Annotated in this window: 28 protein-coding genes; 8 read left to right on the forward strand and 20 right to left on the reverse strand. The window is 36.7% G+C overall.

The window, feature by feature from the left end:
- Nucleotides 1-6: 6 nt before the first annotated feature.
- The 11 genes from JR050_RS18065 to JR050_RS18115 all read right to left on the reverse strand — a co-directional run bounded on the left by JR050_RS18065 (nt 7) and on the right by JR050_RS18115 (nt 8,666).
- Nucleotides 7-459 (reverse strand): GNAT family N-acetyltransferase, encoded by a 453-nt coding sequence (locus JR050_RS18065; protein ID WP_204205045.1) that lies wholly within the window; start codon nt 457-459, stop codon nt 7-9.
- Nucleotides 456-941, reverse strand: coding sequence for an SAM-dependent methyltransferase (locus JR050_RS18070; RefSeq protein ID WP_204205046.1), 486 nt, complete (start codon nt 939-941; stop codon nt 456-458). Before JR050_RS18070 ends, JR050_RS18065 begins: the two co-directional genes overlap by 4 nt.
- Before the next feature lie 14 nt (nt 942-955).
- A complete protein-coding gene (locus JR050_RS18075) occupies nt 956-1,588 on the reverse strand; it encodes a pyridoxamine 5'-phosphate oxidase family protein (protein ID WP_204205047.1) in 633 nt (210 codons plus the stop codon).
- A 95-nt stretch (nt 1,589-1,683) separates the two neighbouring features.
- Nucleotides 1,684-3,387 (reverse strand): ribosomal protection-like ABC-F family protein, encoded by a 1,704-nt coding sequence (abc-f, locus tag JR050_RS18080; RefSeq protein WP_204205048.1) that lies wholly within the window; start codon nt 3,385-3,387, stop codon nt 1,684-1,686.
- Nucleotides 3,388-3,755: 368 nt separating this feature from the next.
- Nucleotides 3,756-5,216, reverse strand: a complete 1,461-nt coding sequence (locus JR050_RS18085; protein ID WP_204205049.1) for a DUF4153 domain-containing protein — start codon at nt 5,214-5,216, stop codon at nt 3,756-3,758.
- A gap of 64 nt (nt 5,217-5,280) precedes the next feature.
- The gene (locus JR050_RS18090) at nt 5,281-5,907 is read right to left on the reverse strand and encodes an HAAS signaling domain-containing protein (protein ID WP_204205050.1); all 627 of its coding nucleotides are present in this window, start codon (nt 5,905-5,907) and stop codon (nt 5,281-5,283) included.
- Between the two features lies 1 nt (nt 5,908).
- Entirely contained in the window at nt 5,909-6,232 is a 324-nt protein-coding gene (locus JR050_RS18095; protein ID WP_204205051.1) for a PadR family transcriptional regulator, read from the reverse strand.
- Nucleotides 6,233-6,344: 112 nt separating this feature from the next.
- The gene (locus JR050_RS18100; protein WP_204205052.1) at nt 6,345-6,611 is read right to left on the reverse strand and encodes a hypothetical protein; all 267 of its coding nucleotides are present in this window, start codon (nt 6,609-6,611) and stop codon (nt 6,345-6,347) included.
- A gap of 90 nt (nt 6,612-6,701) precedes the next feature.
- Nucleotides 6,702-7,409, reverse strand: a complete 708-nt coding sequence (locus JR050_RS18105) for a DNA alkylation repair protein (protein WP_204205053.1) — start codon at nt 7,407-7,409, stop codon at nt 6,702-6,704.
- A gap of 12 nt (nt 7,410-7,421) precedes the next feature.
- The gene (locus JR050_RS18110; protein ID WP_204205054.1) at nt 7,422-7,613 is read right to left on the reverse strand and encodes a hypothetical protein; all 192 of its coding nucleotides are present in this window, start codon (nt 7,611-7,613) and stop codon (nt 7,422-7,424) included.
- A gap of 57 nt (nt 7,614-7,670) precedes the next feature.
- Nucleotides 7,671-8,666: a Gfo/Idh/MocA family protein gene (locus tag JR050_RS18115; protein ID WP_204205055.1), complete on the reverse strand. Its 996-nt coding sequence runs from the start codon at nt 8,664-8,666 to the stop codon at nt 7,671-7,673.
- A 207-nt stretch (nt 8,667-8,873) separates the two neighbouring features.
- Here JR050_RS18115 and JR050_RS18120 point away from each other — a divergent pair, with 207 nt between their 5' ends.
- Complete coding sequence (locus tag JR050_RS18120) at nt 8,874-9,131, forward strand: hypothetical protein (RefSeq protein ID WP_204205056.1); 258 nt, start codon at nt 8,874-8,876, stop codon at nt 9,129-9,131.
- Between the two features lie 265 nt (nt 9,132-9,396).
- Here the strand turns inward: JR050_RS18120 and JR050_RS18125 are convergent, their stop codons facing one another.
- Nucleotides 9,397-9,645, reverse strand: a complete 249-nt coding sequence (locus JR050_RS18125) for a hypothetical protein (RefSeq protein ID WP_204205057.1) — start codon at nt 9,643-9,645, stop codon at nt 9,397-9,399.
- A 159-nt stretch (nt 9,646-9,804) separates the two neighbouring features.
- On the opposite strand from JR050_RS18125, the gene JR050_RS18130 reads away from it, so the two are divergent.
- From JR050_RS18130 to JR050_RS18140, 3 genes are all read left to right on the forward strand, one after another.
- Entirely contained in the window at nt 9,805-10,854 is a 1,050-nt protein-coding gene (locus JR050_RS18130) for a M42 family metallopeptidase (protein ID WP_204205058.1), read from the forward strand.
- A 151-nt stretch (nt 10,855-11,005) separates the two neighbouring features.
- Nucleotides 11,006-11,608 (forward strand): TetR/AcrR family transcriptional regulator, encoded by a 603-nt coding sequence (locus JR050_RS18135; protein WP_204205059.1) that lies wholly within the window; start codon nt 11,006-11,008, stop codon nt 11,606-11,608.
- Nucleotides 11,609-11,692: 84 nt separating this feature from the next.
- A complete protein-coding gene (locus JR050_RS18140; protein ID WP_204205060.1) occupies nt 11,693-12,946 on the forward strand; it encodes an MFS transporter in 1,254 nt (417 codons plus the stop codon).
- 1 nt (nt 12,947) lies between these two features.
- Here JR050_RS18140 and JR050_RS18145 read toward each other — a convergent pair whose 3' ends face one another.
- From JR050_RS18145 to JR050_RS18165, 5 genes are all read right to left on the reverse strand, one after another.
- Nucleotides 12,948-13,115: a hypothetical protein gene (locus tag JR050_RS18145; protein ID WP_204205061.1), complete on the reverse strand. Its 168-nt coding sequence runs from the start codon at nt 13,113-13,115 to the stop codon at nt 12,948-12,950.
- A gap of 59 nt (nt 13,116-13,174) precedes the next feature.
- A complete protein-coding gene (locus tag JR050_RS18150; protein ID WP_204205062.1) occupies nt 13,175-13,729 on the reverse strand; it encodes a GNAT family N-acetyltransferase in 555 nt (184 codons plus the stop codon).
- A 13-nt stretch (nt 13,730-13,742) separates the two neighbouring features.
- A complete protein-coding gene (locus JR050_RS18155) occupies nt 13,743-14,198 on the reverse strand; it encodes a GNAT family N-acetyltransferase (RefSeq protein ID WP_204205063.1) in 456 nt (151 codons plus the stop codon).
- Between the two features lie 172 nt (nt 14,199-14,370).
- Nucleotides 14,371-14,934: a DJ-1/PfpI family protein gene (locus tag JR050_RS18160; RefSeq protein WP_204205064.1), complete on the reverse strand. Its 564-nt coding sequence runs from the start codon at nt 14,932-14,934 to the stop codon at nt 14,371-14,373.
- A complete protein-coding gene (locus JR050_RS18165; protein ID WP_204205147.1) occupies nt 14,931-15,611 on the reverse strand; it encodes an HAD-IA family hydrolase in 681 nt (226 codons plus the stop codon). Before JR050_RS18165 ends, JR050_RS18160 begins: the two co-directional genes overlap by 4 nt.
- A 174-nt stretch (nt 15,612-15,785) precedes the next feature.
- Here JR050_RS18165 and JR050_RS18170 point away from each other — a divergent pair, with 174 nt between their 5' ends.
- Nucleotides 15,786-17,084: an ATP-binding protein gene (locus JR050_RS18170; protein ID WP_204205065.1), complete on the forward strand. Its 1,299-nt coding sequence runs from the start codon at nt 15,786-15,788 to the stop codon at nt 17,082-17,084.
- A complete protein-coding gene (locus JR050_RS18175; protein ID WP_204205066.1) occupies nt 17,074-17,388 on the forward strand; it encodes a hypothetical protein in 315 nt (104 codons plus the stop codon). The genes JR050_RS18170 and JR050_RS18175 overlap by 11 nt, the downstream gene beginning before the upstream one ends.
- Nucleotides 17,389-17,441: 53 nt before the next feature.
- On the opposite strand, the gene JR050_RS18180 is transcribed toward JR050_RS18175, so the two are convergent.
- Complete coding sequence (locus tag JR050_RS18180; RefSeq protein ID WP_204205067.1) at nt 17,442-19,733, reverse strand: ATP-dependent DNA helicase; 2,292 nt, start codon at nt 19,731-19,733, stop codon at nt 17,442-17,444.
- Nucleotides 19,734-19,866: 133 nt separating this feature from the next.
- On the opposite strand from JR050_RS18180, the gene JR050_RS18185 reads away from it, so the two are divergent.
- A complete protein-coding gene (locus tag JR050_RS18185; protein WP_204205068.1) occupies nt 19,867-20,307 on the forward strand; it encodes a YueI family protein in 441 nt (146 codons plus the stop codon).
- A gap of 302 nt (nt 20,308-20,609) precedes the next feature.
- Here the strand turns inward: JR050_RS18185 and gabT are convergent, their stop codons facing one another.
- Nucleotides 20,610-21,953 carry a 4-aminobutyrate--2-oxoglutarate transaminase gene (gene gabT, locus JR050_RS18190; protein ID WP_204205069.1) on the reverse strand — a complete coding sequence of 448 codons (1,344 nt, stop codon included), beginning with the start codon at nt 21,951-21,953 and terminating at the stop codon, nt 20,610-20,612.
- A gap of 152 nt (nt 21,954-22,105) precedes the next feature.
- Between gabT and JR050_RS18195 the strand changes: the two genes are divergently transcribed.
- Nucleotides 22,106-22,618: a CBO0543 family protein gene (locus JR050_RS18195; protein WP_204205070.1), complete on the forward strand. Its 513-nt coding sequence runs from the start codon at nt 22,106-22,108 to the stop codon at nt 22,616-22,618.
- Between the two features lie 413 nt (nt 22,619-23,031).
- Here JR050_RS18195 and JR050_RS18200 read toward each other — a convergent pair whose 3' ends face one another.
- Nucleotides 23,032-23,910, reverse strand: a complete 879-nt coding sequence (locus JR050_RS18200; RefSeq protein ID WP_204205071.1) for a hypothetical protein — start codon at nt 23,908-23,910, stop codon at nt 23,032-23,034.
- Between the last annotated feature and the right edge of the window lie 52 nt (nt 23,911-23,962).

Here is a 23,962-nt window from a genome sequence, read left to right on the forward strand (position 1 = left end):
TTTCACCTACTTAATAGAATAATAATGAGTTGAATCTATATATGTATGTTCGTCCCTTGTAAAGCCATTACGGGTATAAAAACGATCTGCTACTGGATTAGATGTACGTAATGTCATAATTGAAAAGGTAGACGTTGCTTCTTCTTTAATTTGTTCCAATAACTTTCTAGCAATACCAAGATTTCTGTAGGGAGAAAGAACATATAAGTGCCGTAGCCGTCCAATGTCAGTTGCCTCATTATACGGATCTTTGTTTAAACCACATACACCCACCACTTCATCGTTAAGAGTGGCAACATAAAGCACCTCACCCTTCTGGTCAAAGCGATTTTCAAACGAGACATATTGTCTCACAAGCTTCGTTACAAAACGGTGTCCTTCTTGTTCGCTTTCTTTTATTAGGGCATCTAAATTCCAATCATGCAAATCTATTACTTTTATGATACGCACATCGTTCACGATTCTTCCTCAATTCGAATGTAATAAAAGTTCATGAGTTCTGTTGACCACTCAGGTTGTTTCACTTCACCGATTGGACCAAACTCTTTCATATACGGCTTAATGTCTAAAATGGGTGTACCGACCACAGCATCAAGAGCTTCCACTTTGATGTGATAGCCCTCTACTTTTAATATGTTACAACGAGATAGCCCTAAACGATTCGGTCTCATCTTTGGTCTTTGCGAAAAAATACCGACTTTTGGCCAATTCACGTTATTACGTGGATGGCGAGCCTGTGTTTCAATTTTGGACGGATCAACACCGTGCATGAAAAAAATTACTTCAAGATGTGAAAAGTCTTCAAGTCCTTGTAAGACGTCTTCTGTATACTGAGTAGAATCGATTTCAATGATTGAGACAACATTACCCCAATAGTCATCTTCAATTGATTTCCTCCCAGATATAACTTTACCAATCGGTATTGCTGTTACAGTTTCCATCTCTATCACTCTCTTTAATATAGTCTAGTCGTATAGCTTTCTTGTAGGGACTCCTCTATTTCAACCGTTGATTCTTTTAGCTCTGCATGTGCCTTAACAATTGTAGCCATTGTAGGTAACTCTTTACGGTTTGGCCATGTTTCACTACTCCAAAGCTTTGAACGAATAAGTGCTTTTGCACAGTGAATATATATTTCCTCAATTTTAACAATAATACCTAACTGAGGAATCTTTTGGCCCACTTCCATCTTTTCAAGTAAGTCTTCGTTTCTAGTAATATAGGCCTTTCCATTTAATCGAAGTGTTTCTTCCATACCAGGAATCATAAACAATAATCCTACATGTGGATTTGATACGATGTTTTGCAATGAGTCAATTCGTTTATTCCCAGGTCTTTCTGGAATGACAATGTGGTGGTCATCAATAACATATACAAAACCGGGAGCATCTCCTCTTGGTGATGCATCACACGTACCATCTTCATTTGATGTAGACAGTACTAGAAACGGAGAGTGTGCGAGTATTGTACGGCAATGATCATCAAGTTTATGTATTACTTTTGCTTCTGCACGCTGACTTGGTTCACCCAGTAGTGTGCGAAGCTCGTCTTTTGTAGAAATAATGTCGTTCAACATAAAATTCACCATAAGTCCTCCTAGATGTCTTTTTTACTAGTTTACCATAAATTTCTAGTTGGAATAAACAAAAGACTCTATACAAAGAGAGCCTTTTGATTAACTAATTATGAGTTGAGTAATTCTTTTTTCCTTTTTGTTAACTGTAAAAACTGAGCATCTAATTCTTTATAGCGATCCTGATCGGGTGTGAGCATACTGAGTTCACCAAGTACGGCGGAGATTTCAGTATCTAGAATTAATATTTCTTCCTCAACCCTGGTTTCTTGTTTTGGTACGACGTTACGCTTTTCATATTCTTCTAATCCCATTTCAACACGTTTAATTTGCTGATTTTCAATCACAAGCGTTTTCTCACATAAGTTGTTTAAAAAGTACACATCATGTGAAATGACGAGAATTGTACCTGAAAACTCACGTAATGTAGTTTCCAATTGCTCACGGCTTGCTAAATCTAAGTGATTGGTTGGTTCATCGAGAATGAGTAAATCATTTGGCCTGATCAGCATGCCGCAAAGCTTAACGCGTGTACGCTCACCTAAGCTCAATGTTTGAATAGGCTGATTTAATAGGTCTGCTCCCATTCCCATGTTTGCTAGTATCGTTCGAGCTTGTAATATCTCAACTCTTGATGTTAAACCTAATGCTTCTATCGGTGTTTTTTCTTGAGGCAAATCATCGATGTTTTGACTTAAATACGCAATATTTAATGACGAACTTTTCCATATTTCCCCGCTACTAATGGGTTCTTCATCAAGAAGTATTTTAAGTAACGTTGTTTTTCCGCTCCCATTCGGTCCAACTAACCCAATTCGTTCTCCTTGATTGATGTAAAACTGACTTTCTACAAATAGCTGACGATCTTGAAATGATTTCTCAAGTTTCTTTGCCTCGATGATTCGTTTCCCCCGCTTTGTACTACTATCAAATTGGAAGCGAACTTTCTTTTCGCCTGAGGGCTTATCGATTTTGTTTTTCTCAAGTTCTTTTTCAAGTCTCTTCATCTTGGATTTTATAGAGCGATCTAATTTCTTCGCCTTTACTCCATGATATTCTTTCGTGCCGTAGTCTTGTTTCGTCATTTCACGATGAGCTTTTCCTGCCCATTGCTGCAGCTGTGAAACCTGACTCTCCACTCGTTCCTTCATTCGTTGCTGCGTGTCATAATGATGTAGTTGATCTTCGTATCGTTTCTTTTTCTCCGCTCGATATGAAGTGTAATTCCCGTTGTACGTCGCAATCTTCCCATTCTCAATTTCTATAATTTTTTTAACAGTTAAATCTAAGAAATAACGATCATGGGAAATAATGATGACATTTCCTTTATATTCATCTAACTGTTCGACAAGCCATCTAACTCCTTGTACATCAAGATGGTTTGTTGGTTCATCTAGTATTAAAATGTCTGGAGCCGTTTCCCAAACTGTTGCAAGAGCAAGCTTCAGTTTTTCCCCACCACTAAGGTGTGAAAAACGTTCCTCTTCCCAGACATGTACCTTTTCTAAGCCTAGTTCACTGGTCATTTCAAGGAATTCTGAGCTTACCTCTTCAAATTGATGATTGGATTTTTGATTCATCATATAATGGACAGTTTGCTCTAAATAGCCAATTCGTACCTTATCGATTCCTTCGACAAATCCTTTGTCTGGAGAAATCGTCCCGAAAATGATGTTCGCAAGCGTCGTTTTTCCCGCTCCATTATTTCCGACAAGGCCGATTCGTTCTCCTTTTTCTATATCTAATGAAACGTTATTGATAATCGTATGTTGATCAAAGTTCTTTTCAATATTTCTAATTCTAATTATTGTCATATTATCACCTCTTGTAGTTGTGGAGGTTTTTTGCATAATAAAAACCTCCCTAGTACACCTAGAGAGGTTTAGCCTGATACATACCACAATAGAAACAAGACGTCACACGAAAAAAACATGACAACATCATTGTTTTATAAAGGAGTATGGAAAAATGGACAGACTAATCCTATTCTCTAAGTATGCTTCATCTTGCTATGAAACTCATCTTAGTAAAAATAGAATTAGAACTTCATTTTCCCAAAAACACCCTTTCTTACCGTTTATTAATTATTAGTATAGTCACGATAATCATAAACTGTCAATTATTCTTTTTACAAATTTCCAATTAAAACAATTAAGGGAATCCATAAAATTTAGGCAGGTGATTACTCGATCTCCTTCAAGAATTGTCTCGCTTTATGCTGTGACCAATTCCATTCTGTCCACGATGAATTCCCCTTTAGTAACATCTCTTTACGGTGTTGAACATATTCCGAACGATACCCGGTTTTCTCTTCAAGTTCTACTAGGTAAGGAATGACATCATCAGATAATGCCTCCATATATAACGAGTCAATCTTCCCTGTTTGGGTATACCAGTTCATATTGTTTTCCGCAATAATCACGTCGATATTTAAATAGTTTAAGATAACATAATAGCTTACTGCTAAGACAACATACGTTTTGAGAAGCTCAATTTTCTTCGACCATATTCTAACGAAAGCAATGAATAGCATGATGAACAATAAAATCATAAACGAATGTGCTAAAATTCTAGAATACGTAAACCCGTAAGCTTGCTCATACAGGGAAAGCTTATGATACGCTGAAAAAAGCATAAACCCTGAAAAGCCGACTAATAACGTTAATAAACCTTTAATTAGAACTTGCGAAACTTTTCCTTTGAGACTCGTATAATGCAAAACGACTAACAGGATCGTAAAGTTAATGAGTGATACAACTGTTAGTTCAGCAAATCCTTTTCGTGCATATGTTGCGTACGAGTAAGTTGTTGTTGTGCTAGCTGGATCTATATTGAAAAAGTAAGTAAACTGACTAATTGCGTATAACATATAGACTAGATTGATTAAGATTAAGACTGTGCCTACGATAATGACATCGAACGGTTGTTTTGTTACTTCCTCTTCTACATATTCGTCAAGTTTTGTTTTAATGTTTAATGATAAAAAGTAACTAAATAGAGCTAATGTGATTCCGATGACTATAACAATTTGGAAAATCGCTTCCAACGGTGATAATGAAATAAACCAATTTGGTATTCGGTACATCATGTTTGAAAAATTCACATCGGATGACATTAATAAAAACGTAACAAAGAACAGAATTGGTGCGGAGATCACAACACCGATTAATACTCTTCGTCCTACCTCGTACCTTTGTTCATCCATTCTTTTTTTTGCTAAAACACCAATCATCGAAAACGACTTGAAGAAAATTTCGATCATATCTCCTATTGCATTCCCAAGTCTTGCGATGATGATTGGTTTTGCCCACTCACCTGGAATTCCCTTCTTTAATAGAAAGGTATGGTACAGAAATAAAAGTGGAAGTACGACAATGTTGAAAAAGCGAAACATTTCATTCGTGAAGATTCCGTATGTGGCGGCTAGTAGTAAGATTACCAATAAGAAAAACCAGCTCAATTTTCGTTGTGACGTAATAACCTCACGATTTTGTAAAAAAAAGATTGTATACAGTAGTAGAGTAAATAAAAGAACGGATATACCTACTGTTTTCGAATAGAAAAAGTAATGAAATATAAGCCCGCTAAATAAACACATTACAAATAGTGTTAATGTACGTTTTTGTAAAAATATCGTTTCCATTTTGATACACTCCTTATTTTACATAGTTATTCTAGGTATATAGATAAAAAAGGGGAACTCCCTCTTATAACGAGCGAGAAATCCCGACTCTGTACGCAATGCGACAAATTGGATATAATAAAAAATTTAAAATCACACAAACAAGGACAAACATTGGTGACAACAACGACTCAAACAGTTCGATTGGAATCCATTTATATAGTGTTAGCACCATAAGTATGACATTTGGCAACATGCAAAAAAGTACCGTTTTACTTAAAACCCTACTACCTCTTACTCCATAGGTTCTGCCAATTTCAAAGCCTAGGAAGATCCAAAATAACAAATATCCTCCGATAATAGCAGGTGCATATCCTATGAGCGTATTCCATATCGATTCTACAATCGGATGCTCTGTTGTGTGATAAGCCAGTGTTACTAAGGAGCCGACTATATAAAACAACGCATTACAGCCGATATAGAATGGAACTACCCAGTTTTTTTGTACCGGTGTATTATTTCCATATGCCTTGGCAATTTCCTTTGGCTCTCCAAAACTTACAATCACTTCTTCTTCAGAGCACTCTGACTCTTTTGAAGCATCATAAATATGCATTTCCCATTCACGAATGATATCTTGCTTATCAACATTATAGGGTAAGTGAGCTTTTAGCTCCTTTAAAAAGTTCTCTTTTGTCATAGGAGTCATCATCTCATCTCCCGATAAAGCCTTGAATCATATTCACGAACGAATTCCACTCTTTTGTTTTATGAGTGAGAATATCACGGCCTTCTTCTGTAATTCGATAATACTTACGAGCGGGACCTTTTTCTTGCTCCTGCCAATAGGCCTCTACATAACCTTTTTGCTCAAGCTTATGCAAAGCAGGATACAATGTGCCTTCCTTCACTTGAAGGACATTGCCACTCTTTTCTTCCATTTCCTTCACAAGCTGGTAACCGTACATTTCCTTTTCATTTAAAAGCTGAAGCAAAATAAGGGACGTACTCCCTTTCACTAACTCACGATCAAACATTTATCATCACCTACCTAGAAATATGAGGTACTTAAAAACATCATACCATCCCTTTCCAAAAATGCAAGAAAAAAAACCGGGTGCCAGGCACCACCCGATTTTTGTCGAATTATCACTTTTTATCATCTGGTTGTTCGGCTTTAGTTAGTGCATACTTGATTGATGCTACAGTACCGATTCCGTAAAGGGCATATTGTATTCCCTTCATCATTACATCAAATGAGAATGTACCTGTTTCGAACACTGCAAAAGCATTTCCTAGAATGATGGCTGTAATAGGGATATATCTGTTGTGAATTCCTGTTGCTTGTCTGATTGCAAATAAAACGACTGCAAGTGCGACATAGGCGGAAAATTCCATTCCAATTAATTGTTCCAAGTGATCCCCTCCTTACCTCATCTTATGTTCGTAAAGTGGACGAGATAACTTGGGGGAAAAGAAAAAACTATGGCAAGAAGTTTCCATAGTTTAGCAAATACACGTTTTTCTCTTTTGACCTGTCTTTCCTTTGTCATCAATTTTTTGAATATAATCAGCTGCAAGGGGAACTTTACAAGCAGTATTACCAACATCAACATGTACCTTACCGATGTGAGAAGCTACTTCGACTGCCTCGTCGTGAAGTTCTTGTACATATGCACCAACCCCGATAACAAATCCATTCATCACATACCTCACACGATTTCGTTCTTCGTGGACGGTCTGTTTCACTTGTTGCAATAGATTTCTAATTTCCTCAATATCTAACTGATCATCAGGTGTAATGGAAATGTAATTTCCGTATGTATTCCAGCCAGCTACAGAAACCATTTCTTCAGGAGATTGCATCCATTCTCTCGCAAGCTCTAACGCATAATTACTTTCCGCAGCTACACCTGCAACGGTATACTCCGCGATCATATACCAGTATGCATTCTTTACCCATTGCTGTAATGTTTCCTTTTCAATTAGTTTCGGATTAACGGAAAGGCCAGCTAAATACATCGCATCCGAGTTCCCTGTTTCATAAAGGGCTAAAGCGAGTTCTTGATCCTTTTTTACATGCTTCACTAATTTCTTCAAATCTCCAACTCGAACACCAAAAAATGGTTCCTGTGCACCGTGATTCATAAACGTTTTCTTCGTTTGTTCCGTTCCGAGTTGCTCTAGAGTTTGCATGACCTCTTCTAGGTTCATATTGTCACCTCACTATTTTTCGTTTGTTAATTTATCGAGCTTGTTTTCAATACGATCTAGTCTCTCATCCATGTTTTTTTTCTGTTTTTTCTTACTAATAAAAAGGTATACTAAAATTGCTATAACCCCTAAGATTATTCCAAGGTTAAATAATTGCCATATAATATCCCCAATATTCAACTCAAAACCGTGTGCTTCTTCCACAATCAAACCTCCATTCCAATACTCGTAATACGATTTATATCAATAATGGTTTCTATTCTATTTATATTGACTTTTTAAGTGGATTCCATCTGCTAGATTTGGATGCTTTAATGCCTCTAACACTACTTGAACATTATACCCAACTTTGAAATCATATAAATCTGCCGGATTTCCTTTATAAGCATGGATCATATGATGAAAAATTGGTTGTACTTCTACATCATTTGTAGGGATTTCGTAAAGTTCCTCATCAGACCGCTGACCTTTTAACGTTCCCCAGTTTTCTATCATAAGTGTTCCGTCTGTACCATGTAACACTAATTCTACTCTCTCTATTCCTTCGAAGTTGCTATCTCCATCTAGATGGACAATTAGATTATTATCTAGCTTCATCTTAGCCCAAACTGATTTCTCACATAACGTTTCATCCTCTGGGTAGGTTACTTCCCCTTCTATATACTCAATTTGTCCAAAGTTCTTTTGAATAAACTGAATCCAATGTGCGCCTACTTCGAGTATGTAACCACCTTGCTCACGATTCCCTACCCAGCTATTCTTTTGCCAGGCACGTGGCCACTCGGGAAAATGTAAGTTCAATTCAATCTTCTCTAATGAACCCATGTAACCATCTTCTAGTAAACTCATCATTTTATGCATCGCACCTTGATAGTTTAAAGGGAAATTCATCATATGTATAAGGTTCTTGCCACTTGCAGCTTCAAGCATGCTACTTGCTTCCTCTAAAGAATTTGCAAGCGGCTTTTCACAGAGAATATGCTTTCCGGCTGCAATCGCATCTAACGCTACCTTCTCATGAAACTTAGGAGGAACCGCAATGTAAACAAAATCTAACTCCGGTAAATTAACTAACTCTACATAATTCGTAAACGTACGTTCAACCGAATATTCACGAGAAACAGTTTCAGTTAGTTGATGATCCACATCACAAACCGCATAAATCTCAATTTCATCTGTAAATAATGCCTTCATCCCATCCATCAACCGCTTACCTATTGCACCAAGTCCAACAACTCCAACCTTAACCTTCGCCATTTAAAGATCCTCCCTTGTTGTAATCTATTTAAATTGTAAATGATTACGTGGTGCCAGTCACTACCCGAAATTTGTCGAATGTGTATAGGCAAATTCCTTATTTCTTGCTAGATTTGTAAAACCGGGTATTTGACCAGTCCAAAAGTTAGGTAATTACATAGTCTACAGTGTTACTACATTTAATTTGCATTTCAAGGAGGAATTGTGATGGTGAATAGTAGAAGACCTTATGGATATGGATATGGGCATGGGCGCCCGAGACCAAGACCTTACGGATATGGATATGGGTATGGACGTCCGAGACCAAGACCTTATGGATATGGATACGGATACGGTCCAGGTTACGGATATGGACCAGGATATGGGTATGGTTATGGTGGACCGTTTGGTGGACCAGTAGGAACTGGACTTCTTGGTTTTGGCTTAGGATTATTAGGTGGAGAGCTTTTAGACGGACCGTATTAATGGAAAAGCTCAGAGTTTATACTCTGAGCTACTCTTTTATGAGGATACAATGGTTATAGTCTTAAACTTTTTACCAAGAAACAGTTTTATTGAAACCATTATAAATAGAACAACATATTAATGTCGTGACTCCGTTATGTCTTCTTCCTCTTCTTTAATTAACTTCTTTTCAGTATGCATCAATAAAGAAAATACCAGGTAAACAATTAATATGAACAGCTTCAAAACATACATGCACCTCCTGATATTTTCAACTCTTGTTAATTCAGTATGGAACTCCATTTATCTTTTTTGATTTTTGTTTCCATATGAGAAGTCCGGATATGATGCCAAAAGGAAACAGTAATATCGTACCTGCCATCACACCGACTGCGAAACCCAGCGCAGACTGTAATGGAGTATCAAATTCCTTTGGGAGTCCATATAGCAAAATATTAATTAGCTGGATACCAATTGTTAGGACAAATGAGTATAATATTCCCACTCTACAAACGTATTTCCACTTTCCTTTCAAGGTATAGCCCTCCTATTAATCTTGGTTTATATTACTTAAATTTTAGCATAAATTTACAATTTGTTACTATTGAAATCTCCCTTATTCAGTCATAGTCATCGTCATAAAAAGGAAAACAATGTATAATGAGGTAAAGTCTTTTTGCAGAGGAGTAACATAATGACAAATGTAAATGTTGAACAAACCATTCAGTTGATTAAAGAATTAGTTTCGATTCCAAGTCCCTCTGGATATACAAATGAAGTGATTACATATGTAGAGAACTATTTCAAGGAACTTAATGTTGTAACAAAGAGAAACCGTAAAGGCGGGTTGATTGCGACTCTTCCCGGTAAGGATGATCGTCAGCATCGTATGCTTACAGCTCACGTCGATACGTTAGGTGCGATGGTTAAAGAAGTAAAATCAAATGGTCGACTTAAGCTCGATTTAATCGGTGGCTTTCGTTATAACTCGATCGAAGGTGAATACTGTCAAATACATACGTCTTCAGGAAAAGTTGTTACAGGAACAATTTTAATGCGTCAAACATCTGTTCATGTGTATAAGGATGCTGGAAAAGCAGAACGAAATCAGGAAAATATGGAAGTTCGTTTAGATGAAGTGGTGAAAAATGCCGACGACATCCGAGCATTAGGTATCGAAGTTGGAGATTTTGTTTCCTTTGACCCTAGAGTTCAAGTTCTTCATAACGGATTTATAAAATCTCGTCACCTTGATGATAAAGCGAGTGTAGGAATTCTACTTCAACTAATTAAACAGATAAAAGAAAATCATGTAGAACTGCCGTATACTACCCATTTCTTGATTTCAAATAATGAGGAAATTGGATACGGTGGAAATTCAAATATTACACCGGAAACAGTAGAATATTTAGCAGTTGATATGGGTGCTATGGGTGATGGCCAATCGACGGATGAATATACCGTTTCAATTTGTGTGAAAGATGCGAGTGGGCCTTATCACTATGAGCTTCGTAAACATTTAACAAAACTAGCTGAGGAAAACGGAATTGGCTATAAACTAGATATCTACCCTTACTACGGGTCAGATGCATCTGCTGCCATACGCTCTGGTCACGATATCGTTCACGGTCTAATTGGCCCTGGCATTGACTCTTCACATGCCTTCGAGCGTACACATAAGGACTCAATCGAAAACACAGCAAACCTGCTATATCACTACGTACAATCTAAAATGGTTCTATAATTTGAGGTGCTGCTTATGAAGCAGCATCTCTTTTTATTTACTCGACAAGTGTCAGGCACCACCCGAATTTTGTCGAATACCAAAACTTTACAAAAGGGTTATTGGAGTTTAGAATAAAGATTGATTAATCAATCAGTTGTAGGAGGATGTTATGCCCATCTCTGAGGATCAGATGACGAAGATGCAAGCGAAACGGAAGAAAATACTTGAACAGGCCATTTTATTGTTTTCAGAACATGGCTACAATGATACAACTATTGCAAAGGTTGCGAAGGCTTCTGGTGTTAGCTTTGGAAGTGTTTTTACTTATTTCCCCACAAAGGATGATTTGTTTCATCAAGCTGTAATGGAACCTCTCGAAGAAATTTCTAAGTTATTATTGGATTTTGATGAAAATGCGTCTAACCCGCTTGAAGAACTTGAAGAAATGGTAACAATGCATATTAAGATCTTTTCAGAAGTGAATAAATATTTGCGACTTGTTGTTCAAGTCATTGGACAATACACTCGCTTTGAAAATCAGTTTAAAGAGTTAGATCAGTTTCATAATACATTCCGAGAGAAAATCCAAATACTCGTAAAAAACGGCCAAACAAAAAATCAATTAAAGCAACTAGACACTCACTTTACGGTTACTTCTTACACGTCCCTATTGATTGGACTTCGTGTCAACCTGGCTGATGAACCAGATGAAGAGTATTGGCTAAAGTTTGTACCGTCTGCTATGCAAATTTTCGGACCAATGGACACATAACTGTTCTTGGTCATCTTAATGCAATAAAAATGATTGATTAATCAATCACGGGGTCTGAAAACAATTTAAAAAGGTGGTATTTCTATGAACTTCTTCCAATTTAGTTCGACCATTCAAATCCGTTTAGGCTTACAATTTCTTATGACACTTGCCAATATGTCTGTTACACCTTTTTTAGTTATCTACTTCTCTACTAAACTCGGTACATCTACGACTGCGTTTATGTTTATTGGTGTAATGGTGGCAAGTGTTGTTGGGTCAATGCTCGGTGGTCCTCTATCTGACCGACTTGGACGCAAAACGAACATTGTTGTTGCTGAACTTATCGTTACCGTGTGCTTTTTAGCGGCTGCCTATGTGAACTCACCTTGGCAGACCCTTCCCTACGTTACATTTGTCTTGTTTGTTATCATTCATTTTTTCACTGGCTTAGCAGGTCCATCCTATTCGGCATTAATTATTGATGAAAGTAATCCTGATAATCGAAAAGCGATTTATACGTATTCGTATTGGATAGGGAATTTGGCAGTAGCCTTTGGTGGAATGCTTGGGGCATTTTTGTTTAAAGACTACCATTATTACTTATTCATCGGAGTTTCTGTTTGCTCATTTATCTCCTTGCTTATAACCATCTTCTTCATAAAAGATCGCTATAAAGAATCAATCGACCAAAAAGAATCGCATGAACCACAAGTAAAGGTTTCTTATAAAGAGGTGTTTAAACATCGTGTATTCGTTACATTTGCTTTTGCTAATTTATTGATTATTTGTGTGGAAGAACAATTAACAAATTACATTGGTATTAGGTTAACAACGCTAATGGAAGAACCGAAAACAATCGTCTCTTTTCTTTCGTTAAAGGTAGATGGAATGAATATGGTCGGGATACTCAAAACGGAAAATACCATCCTAGTCGTAACACTTACATTATTCGTCACATACGTGATGAAAAAATATAAAGATCAAACTGTATTAATTCTAGGGCTATTCCTGTTCTTTAGTGGGTATACGTATATAAGTTATGGAAGCTCACCCCTCCTGTTAATGGTGGCAATGCTAGTCGCAACATTTGGGGAGTTGCTCCATATCCCGATCAGACAAACTCTATTAGCGAACATGGTTCCAGATCATGCTAGGGGAACGTATATGGCGATGTTTGGAGTAGCATCATTAATTGGTGCCAGTTTAGCGGGAATTGTGATTTTAGTTAGTGCATTTTTACCACCGGCTTTGATTTCCTCACTATTTATGGGTATGGGGTTTGTGAGTATGTTTATTTGTTTCCGTATTACGAACGAATCTACTAAACCTTTACAAGTAAAAACTGCAACGTTATAAATTAATTTTTATTATCTTTTTCAAAATGAATCCAAAGGTAATATACAACCCAAAATAGTAAAGCTAAAAGGAGCGAATTATGTTTTTCACCAACAGGAAGAAGTATAATGGATAAAATACCTATAAAAAGAAATGGTGGAAGTAATATCAAATACTTTTTCCAATGCATAAAACGCCCCCTTTAAATAAGCGTGCTATCAACTTCGATATAGCACGCCGTTTAACCTTTTATTTGTAATTCCTTTTCAACAACGAAAACATAATCAAATCATGATAGTTTCCTCTAGTAAATTGATAATCTTGAAGCGTTCCTTCTTCCTGGAAGCCAAGTTTTTTTACAAGTTGTTGTGACGCCTCATTCTCAGGTCGTATCGTTGCACCAATTCTGTTGAAGCCTACCTCGTTAAATAAATACGCTATCACTGCTTTTAACGCCTCAGTCGCATACCCTTTGTTCCATTCTTTTCTTGTAATCTCGTATCCTACTTCAACTCTAGCGTTATTTTTGCTAATGTTATGAAACCCGATTGAGCCAATTAATTCGTCTGTATGTTTAAGAGCAATCCCCCAACGGATGGCTTGTTTCTGCTCAAACCCATTATTAAACGCATTGATGATTTCTTCTGCTTGTTCTATCTTTGTGAAGTTATCAATTCCGAAGTATCTCGTTACAAGATCATCAGAAAAATAGGCAAATACGTTTTCTTTATCGTCTACAGTTATTTTTCGTAATTTTAAACGTTCAGTTTCTAAAATTGGAAATGCATCAAATAGTGATTTCATCACATTACTCCTTTTATCGATGTCCTTCTTGCCTTGCTTTACGAAAACCATAAAGGACACACGTTCCGTTTTCTGATAGATCTTTCACTTCAAATCCACATTTTTCATAAAAAGAAAAATTGTTGCTTGATGTATTGGCAAACCAGTCTCCATGAGGGAGTTTCGAAACACAAAGTTCGATAAGCTTTTTCGCTATACCTTGTCCACGATGCGTGGAACGAACAACAAGGTCTGCAATAGTTGCGATCGTGATTTGGTCTGAAATGACACGAATCATTCCAATCATTTCTTCCCCATCCCATACTGTATAAGCACATGTTGAATTTTCAAAGATTAGTTGATACTTCTCATCCTGCCATTCTGGATTTATTCGCATCCACCCTGCATCCTCAAATAACTTTTTCACTTTATCCGCGGGTATGCCGTGCGTTCCTTCTCGAATGATTAGCCCATGAAAATATTGATACACCCGTATCACCTCTATGTAAAAAAATGGTTTAGTCATTATTATAATGGAACAAACTTGAATGTACATAGAAAATTAATATGTTGCTAATTTCGGTGTTTATCATCATATAGAAAAATGTTAGAAAAGAGATTATAATTCCCAAATAAATAGCAGCTAGATTTCTAGCTGCTCCTTAATATGACGACGGTACTCTAAAATATGTAAGCGGTTTAATTTCATCGATTGGGACGATGCCTAGTTTGCGTAATACTTCTTCTGCAAAGACGATGTAGTTTGATCCAGTTGAGGTTATGACATTTTGGTCGATAACTAGAAGGTTATCCTTCTTTCTCTCCCAGTTCATGTAGTCTCTATATAGTAAGTCTTGCTCTGTAATGGATGCTGTATAGGACACATCATGTAAGATACCGGCTGCTCCAAGTAGAGCAGGACCACCACATATGGCTGCAATGACTTTTTTAGATTCATGAAATTGTTTGAGTAAATCTAGTAACTTAAAGTCTGATAAATGTGCGGAGGGTTCTCCCCCTGGGATGATGAGCGCTACATAATCTTCTATCTTTATATGATCAATGTGTAAGTCTGGTAAAATGTTTAATTTTCCTCCCGATGTAACTGGAGTATCTGAAGTAGAAAATGTTTCAAGCTTATAATCCGTCCCACTTAAACAGGTTACTAAAATGGATATTTCAAATTCAGCAAATGAATCGTATACAAACATTAATACTTTTTTCATGATCTTGCCCCTTTATGGATCGTGTCTTTTGTGTGTAGTATTGCTAGGACTTCTTCGAACGAATGATCTGCCATCGAATTCATTTTAAATGCATGTCCAGAGAAATCTAGTATTCTTGTAATCCCATTTGGTACGATAACACAAGATAATCCTGCAGAAAGTGCTGCCTGTAATCCATTTTTTGAATCCTCAAAACAAAAGGCTTCTTGAGCCGTCACTCCAAGACTAGTCATAGCTTGGATGTAAAGTTCTGGATCTGGTTTTACCATCGTCACATCATCTCTCGTTTTGACTACATCGAAATAATTTCGTAGTTGAAACTTCTCTAAAAACGCTTCAACCCAATTCCGACTTGAGCTAGATGCTACTGCAAGCTTAAGACCCATAGTAGTAGCTGCTTGTAAATAATCAATAACCCCTTCTCTTAGTGTTAACGTCGAGACATAGTGGTTATAGAGTTCTCTTGTTTGTCGTTTCATTTCAGTGCGGTCTAGTGTAGTACCCGCAAGTTGTTCTAACTTTTTATATAAAACATCATCACTTGTACCTATACAAATGGAGAAATCTTCAACAGTCATCGAAACGCCATAGTTCCCCATCACTTTTCTAAACACTTCATACCAAACGGTTTCTGTATCAATAATTAAGCCATCAAAGTCAAATATTACTGCTTTTATCATTGTTCTCACATCCTCGCTTAAATAAAATATCATGTTTCATTCTATAAATCTACCATTTTATGGTATTATCTTACAGTTTTATAGAGTTTTTCTTTTATTTTTTTCCATTTTTGATATGATAATGGTAGAATTTCTATTTTATTCATTAGATAGGAAAGGAGGTATTAGTGCTTGAAACAATTTTCGTTAACAGAAATGACTAGAAATCAACCATTTATTTTGTTTTGTAGCCTAATGATCGCAGCCTTCATCACACTACTATTTCTGCTACTAGTTTTTGATATTGAAATATCAAACCAATTCCTCTATTTAGTTATTATTCCTTATTTTATTATTTCATCTATGTTCAGCATTGTTTTACATTCAATTCTAGAGAAAAAGTCTAACAAAGAAAGAGTCGAAAGTGACCAACGTTATAAATCACTAATTGAAAACCACCCAGATGGAGTTATCATTCATCATATGGGGACGATTCTTTACGCAAACCCTGCGATTTATGAAATGCTTGGGTACCCTTATGGTTCAGCAACTGGCCAATCGCTTTTACAATTCGCTCACCCTTCTACACATGAGAAAATTCATGAACGTCAACGGGAAGCTTACGCTGCAGAGGCAAAGATACAAGAGATTATCGAGGTGGAGTTAGTTCATCAAAATGGTTCCTCGATTTTCGCGGAGTCAAAGGCGATTGGTTGCATGTATAACGACAAGAAATGTGTGCAACTTGTTGTACGTGATGTAACGGAAAGGAAAAAAGCTGAGGAGATGTTGAAAGCTTCGGACCGTTTAGCTGTTGTTGGTCAATTAGCAGCGGGAATTGCCCATGAAATTCGTAACCCGCTTACTAGCATTAAAGGATTTGTTCAAGTTATGAAGGAATCTAACTCAGATTCTGAATATTACGATGTCATCCTCTCCGAGATCGATCGTATTAATGAAGTGACGAACGACTTTTTGTTTTTAGCAAAACCAAAGGAGTCCCAATATAAGCAGTGTCTTCTTTACCCAATCATTCATGATATTGCAACATTATTAGGACCAGAAGCTCTGTATCACAATATCCAAATGGATATACATGACAAAACGACACAGAACGTATTCATTTTATGTGAGGAAAATGAGTTAAAACAGGCATTTATTAATATCGTGAAGAACTCAATTGAAGCAATGCCAACAGGCGGGAAAATCGAAATATCATTACAAATGAATGAGGAAAATATTGAAATTTGTTTTGAAGACAACGGCATGGGGATTCCAAAGGATAAAATGAAAAACATAGGTCAACCATTCTACACGTTAAAAGAAACGGGAACTGGTTTAGGTGTGATGACGACGATGAAAATTATTGAGAATCATCAAGGTATCTTTTCTCTACAGAGCGAAGAAGGTAAAGGAACGACCATTACGGTCTGTTTCCCAGTTGCATTAAAATCTACTAAAGGAGGAGTAAAAACCGAATATGCGCTTTAAAACACTACTTTTGCAAAATGTTGTATTGCTTTTAGGAACGGTGTGCATCTATAAGTTTTTTTCGTTAAAACAATTTTTTGGTTTAGTTGAATCATGGAAAAGGTTCAAGTTGCCAATCATTGACGGGGAAGGAATTAGCATTACGTTTTTAGGTATACCGTTAGATGATGATGGTGTACCTTGGACGGATATTATGAGTTACGCGAATACATTTTTAGTATTCGGTCTCCTCCTGCTTCTCTCTTCTGTAGGAATAGTGATATGGAATTATCGAAGAAAGTTGTTTACTACGAAATCGATGTAATACGTAAAAAGAATTGTGTTAGCTCTCACTTTCTAGAGATAACTACAATTCTTTTATTCATTTGCTACAATAAAATGCTTCCACTCATGAGGTAACAGAGATTGATAGAGTGGTGTAAGATACCGATCATCAATGAGTGTAATCCGACCGTAGTCTTCCTCTGAACGGATGAGTCTCCCACCCGCTTGTAATACTTTATTGATACCTAGAAACACATACGAATATAAATAGCCATCTCGTCCTATTGATTGAAAGTAATCCTTCATAATATTCCGTTCAAACCCTACTTGAGGTAACCCTACACCGCAAATCATCACATGATTCAGTTTATCTCCCATTAAATCAATTCCTTCTGAAAAAACGCCTCCTAATACGGCGAATGCAATTACTCTCTTCGTATGATGCACATCAAAATGTGATATAAACTCCTCTCTCTTGTCTTCCGTCATATTCGTATCTTGTCTCAATACTGTGAATTGGTTTCCATCTAACTCTATGTTTTCTATGATTTGGTTCATATAGTGATACGACGGGAAAAAGAGTAAGATGTTTCCACTGCTTAGCTCTATCTCTTTTTTTATGATCGTTCCAATTTGAACCGTTGTTTTATCACGATGCTGATAACGAGTTGATATCGGATAGATGATCACTTCTGTTTGTTCTTTTCGAAACGGTGACGGGATATCGATTGTATAATCACAGCTTTTAGCGCCAATCATCTTTTGGTAATAGGACTGTGGTGATAGCGTTGCCGAAAAGAAGATTTTCGATCTAAACCCCTTCCCCATTTTTTGCAAGGAAAGAGAGGGATCTAGACAGAGAATCTTCATTCTTACTTCATTTTTCTGAATTTCAATGTAAGTAACATACCGCTCATCATACAGAGTAGCAGTTTTGAGGAACGCTTGAACATTCCAATAAGCGTCTAGCAATAGTTCACGGTTTTCTTGCATCCAAGGAGATTGAATCTCCTCTTCTGCTACACTTGCAAATGATTCAAGCGCTTTTACAAAATCAGTATCTAACTTTGATAGTGTAAATTCAGAAGCTGATGAACTTTTACGAATTTGTATAAAGAATTGATTGATTTGATTGACTGTTTGATAGAGTGCATCGTGATTCCCTTTGAAAGCGCGTTTTAGCTCTAGGAACATTGACTTCTCTATTGTAGAGGAGTACATTTCTCTTCCTCGGTCGACTAAATTATGTGCTTCATCCACTAGCAGCACGCTTTTCTTTCGGTTATCATCTGTCACTCGCTTCAGGGAAACCCTGGGATCAAATATGTAATTGTAATCACATATGATTGCGTCAGCGTTGTTCGTTAAATCTAATGAGAATTCAAACGGACAAACTTTATGTTTCATGGAATAACTTTCTATCACCTCTCTCGTTATAATGTCTTCGTGTTGTAATATATCTAACACAGCATCGTTAATTCGGTCATAATAGCCATTGGCGAATTCACAATAATCCTTTTGACAACGGGTTTCATCCTTTAAGCATGCTTTGTCTTTCGCTGTAATGGTAACCGTTTTGAACGTTAAGCCATGTGATTTAAGTAATGAGAACGTATCTTCGGCTGTTGTACGTGTGATGGTTTTGGCTGTTAAGTAAAAAATTCTGTCAATGTGTTGTTCTCCTATTGCTTTTACTGATGGAAAAACGGTGGAAATCGTCTTTCCTATACCTGTTGGTGCTAATGCGAATAAGTTTTGGTGTTCGTGAATCGTTTTATATACAGCTCCAGAAAGCTTTCGTTGTCCTTCTCGATATGTTTGAAATGGAAAGGATAGCTTTTTACTCGATTCGTTTTTTTCTTTTTGGTGGTGTTGATGAAACTGGACATAGGGAGTATATTTCTCAATTACCATCTTAAAAAACTGCTCTAATTCAGTAATTTGGAAGCTTTGTAAGAAATGCTTTTTTTCTTTTTTGTTTCGTCTTATATACGTAAGCTGAACATTAATCGCAAGAAGCTCATGTTGTTTTGCATACATGTAGGCATACATTTTTGCTTGAGCCCAGTGAACCGGGGAAGTTGTCTCTTCTGTGAAAAATTCAAGTGAGCGAGATGTTGATTTAATTTCGTCAATGGTTACCATATCATCTCGGTGAAGAATTCCGTCACAACGACCTTCAATTTTTAAAAGGCAGTCCTTTAACATAACATCTGTTTCAAGGTGAACTTCCTTCTCGTCTTTATCTGTATAGGTAGCCTGGACAGCTTGATGAGCCTTCGTTCCCTCCATAAATAAGCTTGGTGCTTGAAAGGAGGTTTCAATACTACCGCTTCGATATACATACTCCACAATCCCACGAACAGACACATTCCACTTATTCATACTGATCACCGTTCCACATTATTAGTAATTCTATATTATCATAAATCATTCATATGTAAAGAACGTTTGTTCTGTTTTGTTAAAAGCACACTAGTACGGTTAAAATAACGGTTATGCTGGAGGTGCGAAGGTAATGAAAAAAGATATTGAAGATTATATAACAGAAGGAATAGCTGGACCACTTGAAACGAAACCTGATGAACGGAGGGAATACTTAGGCACTATTCGGGAGCGTGTCATCATTGCTCTTAAACAAGGACAAGTACGTGAGAAAAATTTATACATAACTGACTTGGAAAAAATTATGAAGCAATATCCAACTGCAAAAATGTTTCTAAATGGTAATATGGAATATCGCGCGTTAAGTCCATTTGTAAAGCTTGCTTCGGATTTAAACATCCCATATACGTTAAGTGTTAATGGCGAATACAATTCTGATTTTGGTCTCGTGTTAGCCACTGATCACGCAATCGATCTTGAAGATATTTCGTTATCTGTGAACAAAAAGGAGAATGAGTACGAAGATGATGATGACGATTCGCCTTTAAAAAGGTTCTTTGATAAACTGTTTTAAAAGGTTGTTTTCGCATACTTTGTTGCTATTTTTACAAAAAAAGAATTTATATTTGGTCCGTTGATTTCCGCTTCAGGCACACGCTTTCCGCGGGGAGGGACATGAGCCTCCTCGGCTTCGCCTGCGGGGTCTCACGATTCCCTCTATCTCCCGCAGGAGTCGTGCGCCTTCCGCTCCAAACAACTCAATGTTTTAACAAGTTATCCAAATACCAACAATCTTTACGAAATTGCCTTTTAAAAAGATTACGATAGAATAGAACAACAGCACCTTCGATTCTCATCGTTGGTGCTGTTTAATGGTTAACATGTCAACTCCCCAATAACCTCATCAATAACTGTTAATGCTTCGGATAGCTGTTCAAACGTTATGACAAGCGGGCTCAAAATTCTTATTACGTTACTGTATAAGCCAGCGCTAAGGATAATGACTCCTCTTTTATTGCATTCAGCAATAATTTGTCCTGTTAGCTCTTTATTCGGTTCTTTTAATTCTCGGTCCTTTACAATTTCAATCGAACACATTGCGCCAAGACCTCTTACATCCCCAATTACTTCGTATTTTTCTTTCATATTTGTAAATGAATTGGTGATGACTTCTCCGATTGTATTTGCTCGTTCTAGAAGCCCTTCTTCCTCAATCATAGTAATGACTTCTAATGCGGCTACACATCCTAATGGACTTCCTCCGTATGTTCCACCTATTTCCCCTTGCATAGGTGCATCCATAATTTCAGCTCTTCCTGTTACAGCACTAATTGGAATTCCGGCTGCAATTGATTTAGACAACGTGATCAAATCAGGTTCAATTCCAAAATGCTCACTCGCAAACATTTTTCCGGTTCTGCCAAATCCAGTTTGAATCTCATCCGCAATAAATAAAATTCCGTGATCCTCACATTTCTTCTTTAACTGTTGAACAAAGTTTACAGATGGAACGACAAAGCCACCTTCCCCTTGTACAGGTTCCAATATGAATGCGGCAATATCCTCTGGTGGTACTTCCGCTATAAAAAAGTCATCAATTTGCTGCAATAAAAATGCATCATATTGTTTATTCGTCATTCCTGTCGGTTTACGGTAGTAATACGGAAAGCGCAATTTGTATGTTTCGGGTACTAACGGACCAAATCCATTTTTATAAGGTTTAACTTTACTTGTTAACGCCATCGCCATATAAGTACGACCGTGATAACCACGGTCAAATGAAACGACAGCCCTTCTTCCCGTATAGCGTCTTGCAATTTTAATTGCATTTTCAACCGCTTCTGCCCCTGAGTTCAAAAAGAAGGTTTTCTTTTTGAACTTGCCCGGTGTGATTTCATTTAATTTCTTTGCTAGTTGTATATAGGATTCATACATCATCACATTAAATCCTGGATGTATAAAGTGATCTAATTGATTTTTGATTTTCTCAACTACTCTAGGAGGACAGTGACCAACGTTTAACGTACCAATGCCACCGGCTAAATCAATTAATGAATTCCCATCCACATCTTTGACGAGCGCTCCCTCTGCTCTATCAATAAAAGCAGGTGATGTATTAAACGGTCCTCTCGGTACATGTTCATTACGCAACTGTTGTAATTCCATTGATTTCTTACCAGGTAGTGCTGTCTCCACATGGATAAAACGACGTTCAGTCATAGGCGAGACATCCTTTCAGCATAGTTTTCCGTTCTACTAATCTATATGAAAAATCCTACAAATGAATCACTTTTTAACGGGAATTGCTTGTTTAATTGATGCCATATTTTGGACATAATAACGTTATGATAATGTAAAGAAAGGACTTTACGATGTATTTACTATTAGTCCTAATTGTATATGTTTTTTTGGGTTACTATTTTGTTGATTGGAAAAATTGGAAAGATTACTATCCCACGGTTCAGTTTTATATCATCTGTAATCTCTTTTATAATTTCATTTTTTATAATCATACGTTATGGAGATACAATGGTATTACTTTTTCATGGCTTAATCATACGTTTATAGAAATTTCCTTCATGTTGTTTGTCATTCCAGTTATACTTATGATTTATTTAAGATACTTTCCGAAGAAGAAAAAGCCTTATCTATATGTAGCTGTCTGGGTTGCCTATTTTACAAGTCTTGAATTTATCTTTCATAACAAGGGAATGTTTATTTACGAAAATGACTGGAATCTTTTTTGGTCAGGAATATTCAATGTCATTATGTTTACGATACTTAGAATACATTACCGAAACCCTCTTGTTGGAATTATTGTTTCCATTCCTGTGATCACAATATTATTCTTGTTTTTTCACCCAACATTAGCAGAATTAAAATGATTAATAGTGACTTATATGTTGAGAGAGCAACTATCAACACCGATTTTTCTTATCATTTTGTTTACCATCTTTATTTCAATGGCGATTTTCATTTTGAGGAGTAAAGAATGAGGCTGGGCTAAAAGTATTTTCGGCGAAGAAAAATCCGAACAATCATCTCAAATTCGTTAAAAATAGGATTTGATTGAGTTCGGATTTTTTTATTTGTTTTGTTTGAGACTACGTTTTGTTTTAAGTATGTTCTAGCTGTTAGTTGGAGTGCAAGACGAAGACTCCTGCGGGAGAAGTGAGTTAGGTGAGACCCCGCACGGAGGAACGACTGAGGAGGCTTACCAACACCCCGCGGAAAGCGAAGTCTTGCACGGAAATTAACAGCTGTATTAAAAGCCTACCTAATTTGAAATTGTTCGTTTTTAGAGTCGTGTTTTAGTTTTGTCCCAACCTCTTGATGTATTTACTTCATGTATGTGATGTTCTGATTTTATTAATTTCTTATATATCTCCCCTAACAATAGAATCGAAATGTGAATGGGTAGTAGCTTGTATAAACTCCCCTTATTAGACGGTTTGATCAATTTACAATGAAATAAACATTGGTCGATCAAATGCATGAACAGAATACCACACCATTTGAAAGAGGTTGGCATATGAAATGTATTAATCGTTCCAACAATACTTGCTAGTAACGTGTATAGTGGGACGATAATAAAATGATCCCAATAGCGATTTCTTACAGCATGAAAGCGAAATCTGTACTTCTTATATCTTGCTAAAGCTATAAAAAGTATATTTGTATAATTTGTCCAAAAGCATAACAACAGGGAACTCCATTGGATGAGTTTGTTTCCATTTTGTAACCCTCTCCACCACTTGGTAATGATATAAAAGTACATCGGCATTGCACCAACGGTATAGATTGTACTCCACGTATCATTACTAAAAATCTTCCACTTAATGAAAATCCGTTCAGTTGCACCGTAAAATAGTGCGGCCCCTATTCTTGCCTTCCACCCATGTTTAAATAGTGTTAATACAGTTCCTGTAATGGGTACAAATACTGCTTGTGACAATAAAGCCCCCATTACCGAATCAATCCATTTGTTTTTAAATATTTTTGGATAGTACTTGTACATTTTAAATACGTTTAACACGAAGTATTCAAAGACATAAGCGACTCCAATACCGATTGTCAAAAGAGTAAACGTTTTTTTTCCTTTTTTCCTAAACGTAATTAACAAAATAATACTATGTAAGATTGCCAATATAAGAAAAGGAATACTTTTTTTATTCATTGCGTATTTCCTTTCATCCGTTCGTCATTTCTATAAGTTTTTCCATATCTAC

Source organism: Bacillus suaedaesalsae (assembly GCF_016890225.1).
Taxonomy (GTDB): Bacteria; Bacillota; Bacilli; order Bacillales; family SA4; genus Bacillus_BS; species Bacillus_BS suaedaesalsae.